16 protein-coding genes are annotated in these 16187 nt (G+C 65.6%); 13 read left to right on the top strand and 3 right to left on the bottom strand.

The genetic code is table 11. The annotated features are described in order from the left end of the window. Positions 1-5: 5 nt before the first annotated feature. Positions 6-659, top strand: a complete 654-nt coding sequence (locus ACXAJT_RS16370) for a MotE family protein (protein ID WP_475236980.1) — start codon at positions 6-8, stop codon at positions 657-659. A gap of 65 nt (positions 660-724) precedes the next feature. On the opposite strand, the gene ACXAJT_RS16365 is transcribed toward ACXAJT_RS16370, so the two are convergent. The 3 genes from ACXAJT_RS16365 to ACXAJT_RS16355 all read right to left on the bottom strand — a co-directional run bounded on the left by ACXAJT_RS16365 (position 725) and on the right by ACXAJT_RS16355 (position 5598). After that, positions 725-2425, bottom strand: a complete 1701-nt coding sequence (locus ACXAJT_RS16365) for an ABC transporter ATP-binding protein (protein ID WP_475236978.1) — start codon at positions 2423-2425, stop codon at positions 725-727. Between the two features lie 100 nt (positions 2426-2525). Further along, positions 2526-4640, bottom strand: a complete 2115-nt coding sequence (locus ACXAJT_RS16360; protein WP_475236976.1) for a TonB-dependent receptor — start codon at positions 4638-4640, stop codon at positions 2526-2528. A 46-nt stretch (positions 4641-4686) separates the two neighbouring features. After that, positions 4687-5598 carry a helix-turn-helix domain-containing protein gene (locus tag ACXAJT_RS16355; protein WP_475236975.1) on the bottom strand — a complete coding sequence of 304 codons (912 nt, stop codon included), beginning with the start codon at positions 5596-5598 and terminating at the stop codon, positions 4687-4689. A 369-nt stretch (positions 5599-5967) separates the two neighbouring features. Here ACXAJT_RS16355 and ACXAJT_RS16350 point away from each other — a divergent pair, with 369 nt between their 5' ends. The 12 genes from ACXAJT_RS16350 to ACXAJT_RS16295 all read left to right on the top strand — a co-directional run bounded on the left by ACXAJT_RS16350 (position 5968) and on the right by ACXAJT_RS16295 (position 15651). Continuing rightward, positions 5968-6768, top strand: a complete 801-nt coding sequence (locus ACXAJT_RS16350) for a creatininase family protein (protein WP_475236973.1) — start codon at positions 5968-5970, stop codon at positions 6766-6768. 11 nt (positions 6769-6779) lie between these two features. After that, on the top strand, positions 6780-7595 hold the full coding sequence (locus tag ACXAJT_RS16345) for an ABC transporter ATP-binding protein (RefSeq protein ID WP_475236972.1): 816 nt from the start codon (positions 6780-6782) through the stop codon (positions 7593-7595). Continuing rightward, positions 7576-8439, top strand: a complete 864-nt coding sequence (locus ACXAJT_RS16340; RefSeq protein ID WP_475236971.1) for an ABC transporter permease — start codon at positions 7576-7578, stop codon at positions 8437-8439. Before ACXAJT_RS16345 ends, ACXAJT_RS16340 begins: the two co-directional genes overlap by 20 nt. Positions 8440-8447: 8 nt before the next feature. After that, positions 8448-9611 carry an amidohydrolase family protein gene (locus tag ACXAJT_RS16335; RefSeq protein WP_475236969.1) on the top strand — a complete coding sequence of 388 codons (1164 nt, stop codon included), beginning with the start codon at positions 8448-8450 and terminating at the stop codon, positions 9609-9611. Continuing rightward, on the top strand, positions 9608-10999 hold the full coding sequence (locus ACXAJT_RS16330; RefSeq protein WP_475236968.1) for an FAD-binding oxidoreductase: 1392 nt from the start codon (positions 9608-9610) through the stop codon (positions 10997-10999). The genes ACXAJT_RS16335 and ACXAJT_RS16330 overlap by 4 nt, the downstream gene beginning before the upstream one ends. 31 nt (positions 11000-11030) lie before the next feature. Next, positions 11031-12041, top strand: a complete 1011-nt coding sequence (locus ACXAJT_RS16325; RefSeq protein ID WP_475236966.1) for an ABC transporter substrate-binding protein — start codon at positions 11031-11033, stop codon at positions 12039-12041. Between the two features lie 18 nt (positions 12042-12059). Continuing rightward, positions 12060-12704, top strand: a complete 645-nt coding sequence (locus ACXAJT_RS16320; protein WP_475236965.1) for an NAD(P)H-dependent oxidoreductase — start codon at positions 12060-12062, stop codon at positions 12702-12704. Then, a complete protein-coding gene (locus tag ACXAJT_RS16315) occupies positions 12679-13290 on the top strand; it encodes a TetR family transcriptional regulator C-terminal domain-containing protein (RefSeq protein WP_475236963.1) in 612 nt (203 codons plus the stop codon). The genes ACXAJT_RS16320 and ACXAJT_RS16315 overlap by 26 nt, the downstream gene beginning before the upstream one ends. Before the next feature lie 29 nt (positions 13291-13319). Then, complete coding sequence (locus ACXAJT_RS16310) at positions 13320-13709, top strand: RidA family protein (RefSeq protein WP_475236962.1); 390 nt, start codon at positions 13320-13322, stop codon at positions 13707-13709. A gap of 179 nt (positions 13710-13888) precedes the next feature. Next, positions 13889-14248, top strand: coding sequence for a hypothetical protein (locus ACXAJT_RS16305; protein ID WP_475236960.1), 360 nt, complete (start codon positions 13889-13891; stop codon positions 14246-14248). A 21-nt stretch (positions 14249-14269) separates the two neighbouring features. Further along, the gene (locus ACXAJT_RS16300; RefSeq protein ID WP_475236958.1) at positions 14270-15217 is read left to right on the top strand and encodes a calcium-binding protein; all 948 of its coding nucleotides are present in this window, start codon (positions 14270-14272) and stop codon (positions 15215-15217) included. Further along, complete coding sequence (locus ACXAJT_RS16295) at positions 15211-15651, top strand: Hint domain-containing protein (RefSeq protein WP_475236957.1); 441 nt, start codon at positions 15211-15213, stop codon at positions 15649-15651. Before ACXAJT_RS16300 ends, ACXAJT_RS16295 begins: the two co-directional genes overlap by 7 nt. Positions 15652-16187 lie beyond the last annotated feature (536 nt).

Genomic DNA, 16187 nt, shown 5'->3' with positions numbered 1-16187 from the left:
CCCCAATGCGCCCCATCAACTTCGTCATGATCGGCCTTGCGGTCGCGGTGGTTTCCAAGATCGCCCTGACGCTGGCCGAGCAGCCGAAACTTGCGCTGCTCAGCGACACACCGCCCGAGCCCGAGCAGACGCTCTTCGTCGGCGCCGCCTCGGCCGCGGCCAGCGAAGAGCCCGAGCCGAGCCCCGCGCGGAAGGTAAGCGCCGCCAGCGACGCGCCGTTGCAATGCGAAGGCGGCCCCGAGGAACTTCTGGCCGAGATCCGCGAAGAGCGGGCCCTTCTGGTGGCGCAGAAAGAGCGCCACGACGCGCGGCAGGCGGAACTGGATCTCACCGCCGAGACACTCGAAGTAGAACAGCAGCGGCTGGCCGATCTGAAGGTCGAACTTGAAGGTCTGCTTGAGAAGGTGAAGGCCGCCCACACGTCCGACGTCGACCGGCTGGTGGCGCTCTATCGGAACATGAAGCCACGGGATGCGGCGGTGATCATGGACGATCTGGATATCGAAGTGTCGGTGATGGTGCTGGGCACGATGAACGAGCGCGATGCGGCGCCGATCCTTGCGGCGCTGAACCCGGTGCGGGCGCGGGCGATCTCGCAGATCATCCTCGAGCGATCGAAATTGCCGGGCGACCAGCGGCTCGACGACATCAAACTTTGAACAAAGTTCCCTCGTGAAAAGCGTCGGCTTGCACGTGCAGGCCGGCGCTTTTTATTGCTCAGGGATTAGCTCGCAAGTTCGTAGTAGGCTGCCTTCGCTTCGATCAGTGCTTCGTGGTTCCCGCGCTCGACCACGCGGCCTTGTTCCAGCACGACGATATGATCCGCATCGCGCACGGTATTGAGCCGGTGCGCGATGACCAGCGTTGTGCGCCCCACCGCCAGACGCGACAGCGCGGCCTGCACTTCGCGCTCGGTGGTTCGGTCGAGCGCTGACGTCGCCTCGTCCAAAAGCAGGATCGGCGGGTTCTTCAGAAACACCCGCGCGATGGCCACGCGCTGGCGCTGGCCACCCGACAGCATCACGCCGCGCTCGCCGACAACCGTATCGAGGCCTTGCGGCAGGCTCTCTACCAGCGGGCCGAGTTGCGCATGATCCACAGCTGCGCGGATCTCCTCTTCGGTCGCACCCAGCTTGCCGTAGGCGATATTGTCGCGCAGCGTGCCGCCAAAGAGAAACACGTCCTGCGAGACCAGTCCGATCTGGCTGCGTAGCGAGGCGAGGGTCATCTTCTGGATCGGCACACCGTCGATGCGGATCTCTCCGCCGGTGGGCTCATAGAAGCGCGGCAGCAGGGCCATGAGGCTCGACTTGCCCGCGCCCGATGGGCCGACCAGCGCCACCGTCTCGCCGGGACTGATGTCGAGAGAGACATCGTGCAGCACGCCGCGCACGCCGTCATAGGCGAAGCTGACGTTGTCGAAGCGGATCTCGCCGCGGAATGGCGGCGCCTCGCGCGCATCGGGTGCATCCGCGATATCGGCCTCGGTCTCCAGCAACTCGGTGTAGCGGCGGAAGCCCGCGATGCCGCGCGGGTAGGTCTCCATCACCGCCGCGATCTTCTCCAGCGGGCGGAAGAACACGCCCACCAGCAGCAGGAAGCCAACGAACCCACCCTCGCTGAGCGAGCCGCCGAACACAAAGCCTGCGCCCGCCACCATGACGATCACCTGCACCAGCCGCATCCCGCCGTAATGCAGCGCGGTGAGCTTGGCCATCACCCGGTAGGCGTCGAGCTTGGTCTCGCGGTACCGGCGGTTGTCCTGCTCGAAAAGGTCGCGCTCGTGCGCTTCGTTAGAAAACGCCTGCACCACGCGGATGCCGCCAAGGCTCTCTTCCAGCCGCACGTTGAAGGCACCGACCCGGCCATAGATCTCTTGCCACGCGCGGGTCATGCGTCCGCCGTAGACCGCGACCAGCCAGACCATCACCGGCACGATCACCAGCGTCATCAGCGCCAGCGGCAGGTGAATCCACGCCATCAACCCGAAGGCGCCGGCAAAGGTCATCACCGCGATGAACAGGTCCTCGGGCCCGTGGTGGGCGACCTCGCCAATCTCTTCGAGATCACGGGTCACGCGCGCCACCAGTTTGCCGGTCTCGGCACGATCATACCAGCGCCAGCTCAGTTTCGTCAGATGCGCGAAGGCGCGGCTGCGCATCTCGGTCTCGATGTTGATGCCCAGTTTGTGGCCCCAGTAGGTGACCACGATCATCAGCCCGGCGTTGATCAGATAGACCGCGACCAGCGCCACCGCGGCCAAGATGGTCAGCCCCCAATCGCCGCCCGGCAGCAGGTGATCAATGAAGCCGGCGATGGCCAGCGGGAAGGCCAGTTCCAGCAGGCCCGAGGCGACGGCAGAGCCGAAGTCGAGCCAGAACAGGCGCATGTGGGGGCGGTAGTAGTCAAAGAATTGGCGAAGCATCCGGCTGTTTCCTGTCTTGGCTGGCGCGATGCGGGCTGTTGCAGCGGAACGGGCGCCGCATCCGCGGATGCAGCGCCCGGCCTGTGTCACGGCAGTGGGCTTACCACTTGTAGGTCAGGCGCGCCTGTACCGTACGGCCATCGCCGTAGTAGCAGCCGAACCCACCGCAGTTGGCCACATAGGACTCGTCGGTGAGGTTGCTGACGTTGACCGAGACCTGCATGTCCTCGGTGATCGCGTAAGCCGCCTGCAGATCGAGCAGGGTCACGTCGTCCATCTGGTAGGTGTTGGCGGCATCGCCGTAGCGCTCGCCGATGTAGCGCGCCCCGCCACCGACGGTCAGCCCGGACAGCGCGGTGTCGGGCGCAAAGCTGTAGTTGGCCCAGAGGCTGGCGTTGTGCAGCGGCGCGTTGGGCAGGTCGTTGCCCTCGTTGTCACCCTTGGTCTGCTCGGCGTGGTTCCAGGTGTAGGCACCGCGCAGGGTCCAGCCATTGTCGAGATCGACCGAACCTTCCAGTTCCAGACCCTGCGACCGGGCTTCGCCGACCTGCGCGAAGTCGCCGACGCCGTTGTCGTCGGTGATCGAGGTGAGCAGATCGGTCTGCTTCAGATCAAACAGCGCCGCGCTGAAGAAGCCGTTGAAGCCGAGCGGCTGGTACTTCACGCCAACCTCCCACTGCTCGCCGCGGGTCGGCTCGAAAGTGTTGCCGCTGTTGTCGGTGCCGATCTCGGGATCGAAGGAGGTGGCATAGCTGACATAGGGCGCAACGCCGTTGGCAAACACGTAGCTCAGCCCGGCGCGGCCGGTGGTCGCCTCATCGTCCTGATCCACCTCGGTGGTGCCCGCGAAATTGGTGAACGTGCTGCCTTCTTGGCTGGCCCAATCGTGGCGCAGCGCCAGCGAGGCGCGCCAGTTGCCAAAGGTCATTTCGTCCTGCGCGTAGATGCCGATCTGCTCCAGCGTCAGGTCGCCGCCTTCGATGTACCACGGGGTCGACAGGTTGGCGCCGCCGTAGGACGGGTCCGAGAAGCTGATGCCGTCGGCATAGCGGAACTCGGTGGATTCCTCGATGCCGTAGCGGCGCAGGTCCAGCCCGACGAGCAGCGTATGCGCGACAGGGCCGGTGTCGACCGTGCCGGTGAGCCGGGCGTCGAGGTTCTGGGTGAAGCTGTCCTCGGAGGTCACGTTGGCGCCGCGGGTGATGGTATCGCCGTCGGTCACGCCGTTGTTGACGTAGAAGCCGGTGTAGTCCCAGTCGAAGCTCTGGTAGCGGAAATTGACGTCCAGATCCCAGTTCGCGCTCAGCTCCTGATTCAGCGCAAACCCCAGATTGAGCGTTTCGCGGTCGCTGTCGTCGTCGCTGCTGTCGCCGGCGTAGAACTCCCGCAGATCCTCATCGTCGGCCTCGCCGATCAGGTCGTAGGGCACACCAGCCGGAGTGATCGGGCTGTCCTTCAGCCACGAGCCGAGGAATTGCAGCGAGGTGCCCTCGGTCGGCTCCCAGCGAGTGGCGAGGCCAAGGTACGTGCGGCTGTTCTCCAGTTCCTCGACGTCCTCCTCGCTGTCGCGGGCCACGGCGGTGACGCGGGCGGCGAACGTGTCGCTGAAGGTGTGGTTGTAGTCGATAAAACCTTCGGTGGCTTTCGGATCGCCGAGCCCGACGCCGACCTCGCCGAAGTCGAGAAATTGCGCGCGCTTCTGGATCTGGTTGATCACCCCGCCGGGGATGCCGGCGCCGTAAAGCACCGAGGCCGGGCCCTTCAGCACCTCGACCCGCTCCAGAGAGTAGATCTCGAAGGCGGGCGCACCAAAGTCGCGCAGCAGCCGCAGGCCGTTGAGGTATTGCGCGTTGCTGCCATCAAAACCGCGAATGGTCGGACTGTCGAAGCGCGGATCGGTGCCGAAAGGCTGCGCCAGCAGGCCCGAGGTGTAGCCCAGCGTGTCGCCAAGCGTGGTGGCGCCTTGGTCCTCGATCTGCTCGCCGGTGATCACCGAAATCGACTGCGGCGTCTCGAGGATCGGCGTGCCGGTCTTGGTGGCAGTCTGCGCAGTGGTGGCGACGTAGCCCGGCACGGGGTCCGACGGATCGTATTCGCCCTCGAGCACGATCTCGCCAAGATCGAAGAGGTCGGCGGTGGATTGGGCCTGTGCGGCGCCGGCAATGGCGATCAGGCTGGCGCTGGTCAAGAACGACAGGCGGAGGGTGCTGGTCATGTCACGTCCCACGATACGGATTTTTTCCGACTGTTTATATCGGGAATTAGCAGCCCGATTGAACCAGACCGCCGTGATTTGACGAAATCGCGCTCAAACGCGCGCGCCGCCATGCCGCGGGCGTCTCGCCCTGCGCGGCACGGAAGGCGCGGGTGAGATGCGCCTGATCGGCAAACCCCACTTCGGCGGCGATCTCGGCCAAGGCCATGCGGGTCTCGGTCATCAGCCCCATCGCCGCCTCGAGCCGTAGCTGGGTCAGCCAGCGCTGCGGGGTGGTGCCAAGGCTCTGCTTGAAGGCGCGGGTCAGCCAACTTTCCGAGAGACCGGCCACTTGCGCCAGTTCCGCCACCTCGATCCGGCGGTGCAGCGACGCCTCCACATGGGCCCGCAGATCGCGGATCACATGCGGCGCTAAGCCGCCGCGTCGCGGCCCGCTTTCTGTCGCGCCAAGGTCGAGCACCTCGCACAGCAGCGCCGAAAGCACGCCGTCGAGCATCATGTCAGGGCGGGCAGGGGCCTGCACCTCTTCCGCCAGCATCGCGGCAAGCATCCCGGCGCGGCTTTCGCTGCCGAGGAAATGCGCCGCGCCGGTCCGCGCACTGCCTCCTGCGTCGCGCAACCTCTGCGCCAGCGGCCCAGCCTCGAGATGCAGGTCAAGATGGGCGTAGTCGCGCTCTTCGCGCAATTCGCTCCAGAGCGGCATGCCGGCGGGAATGAAGAAGGCGCCAATGCCTTCCATCCACGGCGCGTCCGGCCCGGTTCGCAACCGCAAGGCCGCGTCGGGCGCCCCGAGGAACACCACCAGCCGCGGATCCGGCGAGCTATAGAAGCCGCCGCCGCCCGCTTCGCCGTGCACATGCCAGACGTCGGCGATCGCGCCACCCCAGCGCCGCCAGCGCAAGGGGCGCAGCGGATAGATTGCCGTCGTCTGCGATGTCATGCGGGGCATGAAGGTCATGGCGGATCCATCAGGGGTGAGGGCACCGCGTGTGGCGGGGCCTTTCACACATTCACGGGTGTGACACTGGGAAGGGCGGGTTCGGGCCAGCTAACCTTTCCCGAGTAGTTTAGTCAAGCAAACGCATCGCGTGCCCGGCGAAGGTTGGAAATACCTTTCCGATTCGCCGGTCAGCCCCGGATCCACCGGCCTCCGCCCTTGGGCAGAAGCGAATTTGCACAAATTGGCGGCATCTTTTCCGGCTGACGTCGCGCTCGTCGCTTCCTGCCTCTTGGCCGTCTGGCCATTTTCATACCAAACGGTTTGATCGTTTGATATGAAGATCAAACACGCGCGGCGAACCCGCGCGACAGACGGAAGGGGCAGTGCATGAAACGATATTGGGCCGACTACAGCAGCCGCGAGTTCGCGGCGCTGCAGCGCGACCGGCTGATCGCCGTGCTGCCGCTTGGCGCGATCGAACAACACGGCCCGCATCTGCCGATGTCGGTCGACAGCTGCACGGTCAACGGCGTTGTCTCGCGTCTGGCGCAGCGGTTGCCAGATCATAGCCCGGTGCTCTTTCTGCCAACCCAGGCGGTGACCAAAAGCAACGAGCACAGCGCCTATCCCGGCAGCCTGACGCTATCCGCCGAAACCCTGTTGCGGGTCTGGACCGAAATTGGTGCCTGTGTCGCCCGCTCTGGCGTGCGCAAGATCGTCCTGCTGAACGGCCATGGCGGCAACATCCCGGCGATGGACATCGTGACCCGCGAGCTGCGCGAGAAACACCAGATGATGGCCTTCTCGCTGAGTTGGTTCGCCGCCGGGATGCCCGAGGGTGTCTATTCCGAGCGCGAACGCCGCCACGGCATTCACGCGGGCGACATGGAAACCTCGGTGATGCTGGCGCTCGATCCGGGCAACGTCGACATGCGCCGCGCCCGCGATTTTCCTTCGCAGGCCGAGATCTGGGCGCAGGAAACCCCCTCGATCGCACTGCCCGGCCCGGCAAAACCGGCATGGCTGACGCAGGATCTCAGTAGCGCAGGCGCCTGCGGCGAGGCACATCTGGCCAGCGCCGAGAAGGGCGAGGCGACGCTCGATCATGCCGCCACGCAACTCATCTCCATCTTCGACGAGATCGATCGCGCGCCGCTGTCGCGCCTCGACACGCAACCCGACTGGTAAGGAGCCCAGCCATGCCTCTCGACACCTCCGTGAACCCCCCTGTGCAGGGCGCCGCGCAGATCGAGATGTCCCACGTCTTCAAGCGTTTCGACAATGGAACGCTGGCGCTGCAGGACATGGACCTCACCATCCGTCAGGGCGAGTTCGTCAGCCTGCTCGGGCCCTCGGGCTGCGGCAAGTCGACGGCGCTGCGGATGATCTCGGGGCTGCTGGCGCCGTCCTCGGGCCAGATCGCCGTCAACGGCCACGCGCCCGGCGAGGGTGTGCAGGGCGGCGACGTCAGCTTCGTCTTCCAGGAGCCGACGCTGATGCCCTGGGCCACTGTGTTCGACAACGTCCACCTGCCGCTAAAGCTGCGCGGTCTCGGTCGCAAGCAGGCCGAGGCGCAGGTGATCGAGGCGCTGGAGATGGTCGGTCTCGCCAAGTTCGGCGGAAGCTACCCGCGCGAGCTTTCGGGCGGCATGAAGATGCGTGTCTCGATCGCCCGCGCCATGGTTACCAAGCCCAAGCTGCTGCTGATGGACGAGCCCTTCGCCGCGCTCGACGAGATGACCCGCTTCAAGCTCAACAACGACGTGCTGAACCTCTGGCGGCGCAACGGGCTGACGGTGATCTTCGTCACCCACTCGGTGTTCGAAAGCGTCTACCTGTCGAGCCGCGTCGTGGTCATGGCGCCGCGGCCGGGCCGGGTGGTGCACGACATGGCGCTGGCCGAGGCCACCACGCGCGACGAACACTACCGCACCACGCCTGAATACGCCGAGACCTGTCGTCTCGTCTCGGATGCACTGGAAGGGACCATGGACGATGTCGACCTCAACCACTGATCCGCTGACCATGGTCGCGCAGGCAAACCCGGCCGAGGACCCCGCGCTGCGGGCCGCGCGGCGCGAGCGCCGGATGCAGGTGCTGATGCCCAGCCTCGCGCTGCTCTGCGCGCTTGGCCTGTGGGAATTCCTCGTCCGCTACAACGAGATCCCGCACTACCTGATCCCGGCCCCGAGCCTCATTGCCAAGACGCTCTGGACCGACGGCCCCTCGCTGCTGACCAGCGCATGGTTCACCGTGAAGCTGACGCTGCTTTCGCTCGGGCTGGCGATCATCGGCGGGGTGCTTCTGGGGATGGTCTTCGCGCTGTCGCGGACCATCGAGCGCAGCCTCTTTCCTTTCGCGGTGATCCTGCAGGTGACGCCCGTCGTGGCCATCGCGCCGCTGATCCTGATCTATGTCGAGAGCACCTTCGCGGCGCTGCTGATTTGCGCATGGATCGTCGCCTTCTTTCCGATCCTGTCGAACACCGCCATCGGCATGCGCAGCGCCGACCACAACCTGCGCGACCTCTTTACACTCTATGGCGCGACGAAGTGGCAGCGTCTGCGGTACCTGCTGATCCCCTCGGCGCTGCCCTACTTCATGGCCGCGCTGAAGATCGCCGGCGGCCTCGCGCTGATCGGCGCGGTGGTGGCCGAGTTCGTCGCTGGCACCGCCGGGCAGAACACGGGCCTTGCCTCGCGCATCCTCGAGAGCAGTTTCCGGGGCGAGATCCCGCGCATGTTCGCCGCGCTGTTTCTGGTGTCCATGCTGGGCGTCCTGATCTTCCTCGCCACGTCGTGGCTTTCGCGCGCCGTGCTGGGCCACTGGCACGAGAGCGAAATCAAGCGGCAGGGCTGAGCATGACAATGTTGAACGGAGTCGCCATCGCAGGGCGCGCGGGGCACTGGGATGTGACGCTGGACGGCGCGCGCATTGCAGCGCTCACACCGTCAGAAGAGCAGGGGGGAGGTCTGCTTCTGCCCTGTTTCGTCGACGCGCATGTCCACCTCGACAAGACCTTCACCGCCGCGCGCGTACCGAGCCGCCCGCAATCGCTGCAGGATGCGATCGAGCTGATGGCCGGGGACAAGCCGAACTGGACGGCGGCGGACCTTCGCAGCCGCGCCGACCGCGGCCTGCGCCGCGCCTTCGCCAATGGCACCAAGGCAATGCGCAGTCACGTCGACTGGACCGACGCGGAGATGCCCGAGGCGCTGCCGGTGCTGCGCGGGCTGGCCGAGGCATGGCAGGGCCGCATCGATCTGCAACTTGCCACGCTGACGCCACTGGACGCTTTTGATGAGGTCGGCGAGTGGATCGCGCAGGAGATCGCCGGCTCCGGCGCCGTGCTGGGGGCCTTCGTCTACCGCAACGACGCGATCCCCGAGAAGCTGCGCAGGGTCTTCGATCTGGCCGAGAAGCACGACCTGCAACTCGATTTCCACGTCGACGAGGGGCTGGAACCGGAAGCGCAGGGGCTCGACGCGATCCTGGACGAGACCGAGGCGCGCGGCATGGCGGGCCGGGTTCTGGTCGGCCACTGCTGTTCTCTTTCCGTGCGCCCCGATGGAGAAGTTGCCGAACTGCTGGGCCGGGCAGGGGAGGCCGGCTTGGCCCTTTGCACATTGCCCACCACCAACGCCTTTCTGCAGGACGCCGCGCCGGGCCGCACGCCGCGTCTGCGCGGGCTGGCGCCGGTGCACGAAGCGCGCGCCGCCGGGATGCCGGTGATGCTGGCCTCTGACAACGTGTGCGACCCGTTCTACCCGCAGGGCGATTACGACCTGTTCGATGTCTACCGCATGGCCATGCTGGCCGGGCACCTTGATCCCGCGGGCTGGCTGAGCAGCGTCACCGAGACCCCGGCGCAATGGCTCGGCCATGACGTTGGCATCGCGCCCGGCGCCCCCGCCGACTTCATCCATATCGCCGCCAGCAGCCTTGATGATGCGCTGAACCGCCCCCGCGCGGTGCGCACCGTCTGGCGCGATGGCACCCCCATCCCCGAGACCTCCGGAGACCTCGCATGACCGACACGCAACTGGCCGAACCCCAAGGCCGCCACACCGAGGCGCTCAAAGCCCTGCGGCAAGATCTCGACGGCCTGCGCTTTTACGACGACGAACGCGCGCTTGAGGCCCGCTCGAAGGACTACTTCTGGTACAGCCAGATCCTCGACGCCGAACTGAAGGACAAGCGCGCCGAACTGATCGTCATTCCGCAGACGCAGGACGAGGTGGTCCGCGTTGCCTCTGCTGCCGCGCGCCACAAGGTGCCTGTCACCCTGCGCGGCGGCGGGACGGGCAACTACGGCCAATGCGTGCCGCTCGACGGCGGGCTGGTCGTCGACCTGACGCGCCTTAATAGGGTCCTCGAGATCACCCCCGGCCATGCCCATGTCGAGGCGGGCATCCGCATGTCGAAGCTCGACGACGCGGCCCGTGAGACAGGCCAAGAGCTGACCATGTATCCCTCGACCCGCAGCCTCGCCACCATCGGCGGCTTCATCGCAGGCGGCTCGGGCGGCATCGGCTCTCTGCGCCACGGCATGCTGCGCGACGAGGGGAACCTCACCTATCTCAAGGTGCTGACGCTGGAAGAAGAGCCGCAGGTGATCGAACTGCGCGGGGCCGACGTGCAGAAGGTGCACCACGCCTATGGCACCAACGGCATCGTGCTGGAGGTTGGCCTCGCGCTCACCCCGTCCACCGACTGGCTGCACACCGCGGCACTGTTTGACGGTTACGACAAGGCGCTGCGCTTTGCCACCGCCGCGCAGGAGGACGGGCTGGATTGCTACCTGCTGACCACCGTCGAGCGCCGCTTCGCCCCCTATTACCGCAAGTTCGAGGGCTACTTCCCCGAGAACCGCGACGCCGTCTTCGCCATGGTCGCCCCGTCGGACATGGACCGCTTCCGCCAACGCGCCGAAGCTGAGGGCGCGACCATCTCCTTTGCCATGACCATGGAGGAGATTCACCAGAACCGCCTGCAGCCCGCCTATGAATGCGGCTGGAACCACACCACGTTGCAGGCTCTGAAAGTGGACAAGGGCTGGACCTATCTGCAGGTGGCCTATCCGCGCCCCTTCGACATTGATCTGGTGATGCGCCAGATGGCCCGCCACGGCGACGAGATGTTCTGGCATCACGAAATGGCGCGGCAGGACGGCGAGATCCAGATCTTCGCCCTGCCGCTGGTGCGCTTCCGCGGCAAGCAAGAGATGTACACGCTGATCGCGGAACTGGAGGCCGACGGCTGCACGATCTTCGATCCGCATGTGGTCACCATCGAGGACGGCGGCATGAAGACCATCGACACCGCGCAGATCGATTTCAAGAAACGGGCCGATCCCTACGGCCTGATGAACCCGGGCAAAACCCGGGGCTGGCGCCCCGAGATGGCGCGCAGCGCATAACACACCCACCACTCACCAACGGGACACTCTCATGACCAAGCTTGGACTTTCCCTCGCCGCGCTGGCGGCTTCCCTCGCTGCCTCCGCCGCCGTCGCTGGCGACAAGGTGGTTTTTGGCACCAACTGGCTGGCACAGGGCGGCCATGGCGGGTTTTATCAGGCGCTGGCCGATGGCACCTACGAAAAATACGGCCTAGAGGTCGAGATCCGTCAGGGCGGCCCGCAGGTGAACAACCGCCCCATGCTGATCGCCGGCAAGCTCGACTTCCTGATGGCGGGCAACCTGCTGCTGTCCTTCGACAACGTGCGCAATGGCATCCCCACCACCGTGGTCGCGGCGATCTTTCAGAAGGACCCGCAGGCGCTGATCGCCCATGAGGGTGCCTACGACAGCTGGCAAGACCTGACCACCGCGCCCGAGATCCTGCTCTCCAAGGACGGCCAGTTCTCTTACTGGAAGTGGATGGTCGAGGACTTCGGCTTCCAGGATGAGCAGGTCCGTCCCTACGGCTACAACCTTGCGCAGTTCCTCGGCGACGAGACGATGGTGCAACAGGCCTATGCCACCGCCGAGCCGCTTTACGCCGCGGCCGAGGGCGCCGATGTGGCGACCTACCTTATGGCGGATTACGGCTGGAACACCTACGCCACCACCATCGAGACCCGCCAGCAGATGATCGATGAAAACCCCGACGTGGTGCAGCGCTTCGTCGATGCCTCGATCGAGGGCTGGTACACCTTCCTCTACGGCGATCACAGCGCTGGTTACGACGCGATCATCGAAGCCAACCCCGATCTTACTGTCGAGAAGCTGGACGCCGAGATGGCGCAGATGGCCAAGCTTGGCATCATCGACAGCGGCGACGCGCTGGAACTCGGGATCGGCGCAATGACCGAGGCGCGCATCGCCAAGTTCTACGAGACCGCGGTCAACAGCGGCATTGTCGAAGAGGGCTCGGTGGACCTGACCAAAGTGGCCAACACCTCTTTCGTCAACCAGCGTCATGGCATGGACATCAAAGCCGCGGCCGAAGGCAACTGAGGCTGAAGGGGTGGCGCCATGCGTGTGCTGATCGTCTTTGCCCATCCGGGCCGCGAGAGCTACGGCGCCGCCCTCTTTGCCACGGCGCGCGACGCCCTGTTGCGCGCCGGTCACGAGGTCGAGGTGATCGATCTCTACGCCGAAGGTTTCGACCCGGTGCTCTCGCCCGAGGACTGGGCCGACTACCTGACCGACACCGACCGGCTGATCGCCAAACTCGACCGCCACGTCTCGGCACTACGCCGGGCCGAAGCGCTGGTGATGATCTATCCCACGTGGATGTACGGCCCGCCCGCCATCCTCAAGGGCTGGATGGAGAGGGTGTGGCTGCCCGGCGTCGCCTTCGATGTGGCGCGCGCCGACAAGTCACGCGCCACCGGGCGGCTGCAGAACATCCGGCATCTGGCGGTGATCACCACCTCGGGCTCGCCATGGTGGTGGCTGCGGCTGATCCGCGACCCGGGCCGCTCGATGCTGACCCGCGGCTACCGCGTGCTGTTTCATCCGCGTTGCCGGATCACATGGTTGCAGCTACACGACATGAACCACCGCAAGCCCGCGCAGTTGCGGGCCTTTCTGGCCCGCGTCGAGCGCCGCCTGTCGCGGCTTGGGGGTTTGAAGAACGGGGGTAAGGGCAATGAATGCCGCAAGTCTGAAGCGTAAGGAGATCCACGACGCGATCCGACAGGCCGCGCTGCGCGAGTTCGCCAGCACCGGGCTGGCGGGCACCTCGACGCAGCAACTGGCCAAGGCCGCGGGGATCACCAAGGCCCAGCTGCACTACTACATCACCTCGAAAGAAGACCTCTACCGCGAGGTGCTGGAAGGGATCATCGCCCAGTGGCGCGAAATCTTCTTCGTCGAGGGTGAGCTGGACGATCCCGCCGAGGTGATCGCGGGCTATGTGCGGCGCAAGCTGCGGCTGTGCATCGAACAGCCCGAAGGCTCGCGGCTGTTCGTGCAGGAATTGCTGCGCGGCGCACCCGAGATGGAAGACCATTGGCCCGGTCTGCGGGCCTCGGTTGACGAGGCCGCTGGCGTGATCCGCCGCTGGATCGACGAGGGCCGGATGAAGCCGGTGGATCCGGTGCTTTTCATGATGAACATCTGGGCCGTCACTCAACACTACGCCGATTACCAATTGCAGAGCCGCCGCGTGCTCGACGTGGCCGAGGATGGCGCGCTCGATTTCGACCGCATTGCGGAAGAAGCCGTGCTGCTCTTCCTGATGCGTGCCGGGCTGGCCTGAGACCAAACGCTGCCCAAAGGAGCCCCCTGATGAAGCCGCTCAATCCCAAGAGCATCGCCGCGCCCTTCGGTCACTACTCGCACGGCATCGCTGCGGGGCCGGTCACGGTCACCTCCGGGCAACTGCCGCTGCGGCTCGACGGAACGATTCCCGAAGGCGTCGAGGCGCAGGCCGATCTTTGCTTCGAGGCGCTGCGCGCGATCCTCGCAGAAGACGGGCTGGATTTCTCGGACGTCTTGAAGTTTTCGGCCTATGTCACCCGGCGCGAAGACATGGCGGGATATATGGCCGCCCGCGACCGCGCCTGTGCCGATCTGGACGTCAAACCCGCCTCGACTCTGATGATCGTCGCCGGTTTCACCCGGCCGGAGTTTCTTGTCGAGATCGAGGCGACTGCCCTCCGGCAACCTTACCCCTAAGGGCGAGCGCCGCCACGATTTACGGCAAACTGAGACACTGTCGCGCAACAACCCTGCCGCGGCGGCTGCGCCGCGCTCGGCCTTGGCTGGCCTGACGTCGCGAAAACCCAATCTGCGCGCAAGTGCAGCCGCACCGGGCCGGACCAACGACCGCGCTTCCGAACCAGACGCCGTGTGTTGTGGCGAGTTACGAAATCAGCGCCTTTGCGGGAGGCGACAACCACTACCTTTCCGAAGATGGCGTCGCGGGCGCAGACGTCACCCCGACATGGGAACAGAGCCAGCGGATCACCGTCGCCGTCACCGATGACGAGGGCTTTCTCAGCGGCGGCAGCGCAGTCCGCGATGGCAGCGAGCAGACCGCCACGGCAACCGCCTCCGACGGCACCGAACTGGCCACGGGCACGCTCTACGTCAGTGACGGTAATGTCGTCTACGATCCCGACGGCGCCGCGATCAATGTCTACGAACTGACCATCGAGGGCAATGGCATCGTCGGCTATGCCACCGATGCGCCGATCACGCCGGGGGTCACCTAAACGTAAGGCGGTGCCGGTACGTTGCCCGCCGAAGGCGTGGCCTACAGCGCTCTCGACACACAGGCCTACGAACGCGACGACGCCAACACCACGGCTGGCGGCCACTTTTCCGAAACGCGCGACAGCGGCGCGGGCGACGACAGGATCGACGACGAGACCAGCCCGATCCTCACCGGCGGCAATGAATTTCATGGTGGCGAAGGCGACGACAGCATCTGGGGCGGCACCGGTGCCGACAATATTACCGCCGGGTCGGGCAACGACACGCTGGACGGCGCCGATGGCGACGACACTCTCGCGTGGGAGGACGGCCTCGACCCGATGAACGGCGGTCTTGGCGACGACTCTCTCTGGGGCGACGCAGGCTCCGACCGCTTTTATATCGGCAATTTCGACTGCACTGACACCATCTTCGGCAGCGAGGCTGGCGACAGCAGCGACGTCGATGCGCTGGACTGCCTTTGGGCCTCCGATCCGCTGTCCGTCAGCTTCGGCAGTTGGGAGTTCGGCAGCGACGAGGTCGGCACAGCGGGCTCCACCGGCCAGTTCTGGGAAATCGAGCACGTTGTAGGCGGCAACGGCGCAGATACCACCGATGCCTCTGCGAGCGGCTCCGCCGCGCAGGTCTACCGCATGTCCGGCGACGACAGCCCTACCGGCAGCGGCCGCGCCGATAGCATCGATGGCGGCGACGGTGTCGACACGATTACCCGCGGTGCGGGCGACAACACTCTCAGCGGCGGCGATGGCCGCGACAGGTTCGCGCTGAGCGCCGATGGTGGTGCCGACACGATCACAGATTTCGACATGACGCCGGTTGGGGACGGTGGCACCGCCGATCAGTTCGACACCAGCACGCCGCGCGATGGCCGGGGGCGAGACGGTCCACACATGGGATGTGTCGGTCAGCGACGACGACTCGGGCAATGCGGTATTGGGCCTTCCCACCGGCGAGAGCCGTCGTGCTGACGGGGGACTCTCCCGCCAGCGTCACCGCCGATCAAACGCGCTATGCCATGGGCGTGCCATGCCTTGTCGCGGGAACGCCGATTGCCCCCCCCGGCAGCTGGACTCCGCTCGAGGCCCTGCAATCCGGCGATCTGGTGATCACCGAGCGTGGCGCACATCCGGTCCTCTGGTGCGGCGCGCGCAATGTCACAGGCGATGAGATCGAGTCCGATCCGATGCTCGCACCCGTCGTGATCCAGCACGGCGCACTCGGCAATGCCACCGAGATGCGCCTGTCGCGCCCACATTGCATCGCGGTGACCGACCCAGCCAGCGGTCGGCCCGCGCTCGCGCGCGCAGGACATCTCGCGCAGCGACGCGGCAGCCGCCTGCGGCTCGCGTTTGGGATGCGCGGCGTTTCCTACCATCAACTGCTGCTGCCCACCCACGCATAGCTCAACGCTGGCGGGCTGTTTGCGGAAAGCCTCTGGCCCGGACCGAGGGCTCTGCGCGCGCTTGGCCCCAAGGCAAAACTTGCCTTGGTTTCAGTCAAGCCCGATCTCGCCCGAGCGATCCAGGGCCTAGAGCCGTTGGGCGGCCTGTACGGTCCGTCGGTCCTACCACTGCTGCCGGGGGCTGACCTGCGCAGCGGCGAGGGCCCGGTTCTGCCGCTTCTGCGCGGTCCGACCGATGGGTTCCACTACTGCGTGAAGGCTTAAGCATGTATTCCATAATATTACTTATGAGAATCACGGGTGTGTCGGGGTGGATTCACAAACGAAGTGCAAATTCTGTATCAAAACAGAAGTTTGCATGGAGGATGTGGAATGGGTCGTTGTTACCTTCAGCTGAGTTTCAAGGAGCGGATCAAGATTGCCAAGTGGCGTGAGGCCAAGATGGGAGACTGTCCGGAATTCTGTGCCCCGGCGCGTTGATTACGCCATTGGGAAGCGGTCCTCGAACATGATGGCGAGCTGGCTTTTCACTGCGT

This window comes from Salipiger sp. ABF4_146 (genome assembly GCF_056161345.1).
This window is presented reverse-complemented; position numbering and strand designations above follow the sequence as displayed.

Bases quoted from the DNA above. Each gene is read 5' to 3' on its own strand.
- ACXAJT_RS16370 (WP_475236980.1), top strand. From the start codon at position 6: ATGCGCCCCATCAACTTCGTCATGATCGGCCTTGCGGTCGCGGTGGTT.
- ACXAJT_RS16365 (WP_475236978.1), bottom strand. From the start codon at position 2,425: ATGCTTCGCCAATTCTTTGACTACTACCGCCCCCACATGCGCCTGTTC.
- ACXAJT_RS16360 (WP_475236976.1), bottom strand. From the start codon at position 4,640: ATGACCAGCACCCTCCGCCTGTCGTTCTTGACCAGCGCCAGCCTGATC.
- ACXAJT_RS16355 (WP_475236975.1), bottom strand. From the start codon at position 5,598: ATGACCTTCATGCCCCGCATGACATCGCAGACGACGGCAATCTATCCG.
- ACXAJT_RS16350 (WP_475236973.1), top strand. From the start codon at position 5,968: ATGAAACGATATTGGGCCGACTACAGCAGCCGCGAGTTCGCGGCGCTG.
- ACXAJT_RS16345 (WP_475236972.1), top strand. From the start codon at position 6,780: ATGCCTCTCGACACCTCCGTGAACCCCCCTGTGCAGGGCGCCGCGCAG.
- ACXAJT_RS16340 (WP_475236971.1), top strand. From the start codon at position 7,576: ATGTCGACCTCAACCACTGATCCGCTGACCATGGTCGCGCAGGCAAAC.
- ACXAJT_RS16335 (WP_475236969.1), top strand. From the start codon at position 8,448: ATGTTGAACGGAGTCGCCATCGCAGGGCGCGCGGGGCACTGGGATGTG.
- ACXAJT_RS16330 (WP_475236968.1), top strand. From the start codon at position 9,608: ATGACCGACACGCAACTGGCCGAACCCCAAGGCCGCCACACCGAGGCG.
- ACXAJT_RS16325 (WP_475236966.1), top strand. From the start codon at position 11,031: ATGACCAAGCTTGGACTTTCCCTCGCCGCGCTGGCGGCTTCCCTCGCT.
- ACXAJT_RS16320 (WP_475236965.1), top strand. From the start codon at position 12,060: ATGCGTGTGCTGATCGTCTTTGCCCATCCGGGCCGCGAGAGCTACGGC.
- ACXAJT_RS16315 (WP_475236963.1), top strand. From the start codon at position 12,679: ATGAATGCCGCAAGTCTGAAGCGTAAGGAGATCCACGACGCGATCCGA.
- ACXAJT_RS16310 (WP_475236962.1), top strand. From the start codon at position 13,320: ATGAAGCCGCTCAATCCCAAGAGCATCGCCGCGCCCTTCGGTCACTAC.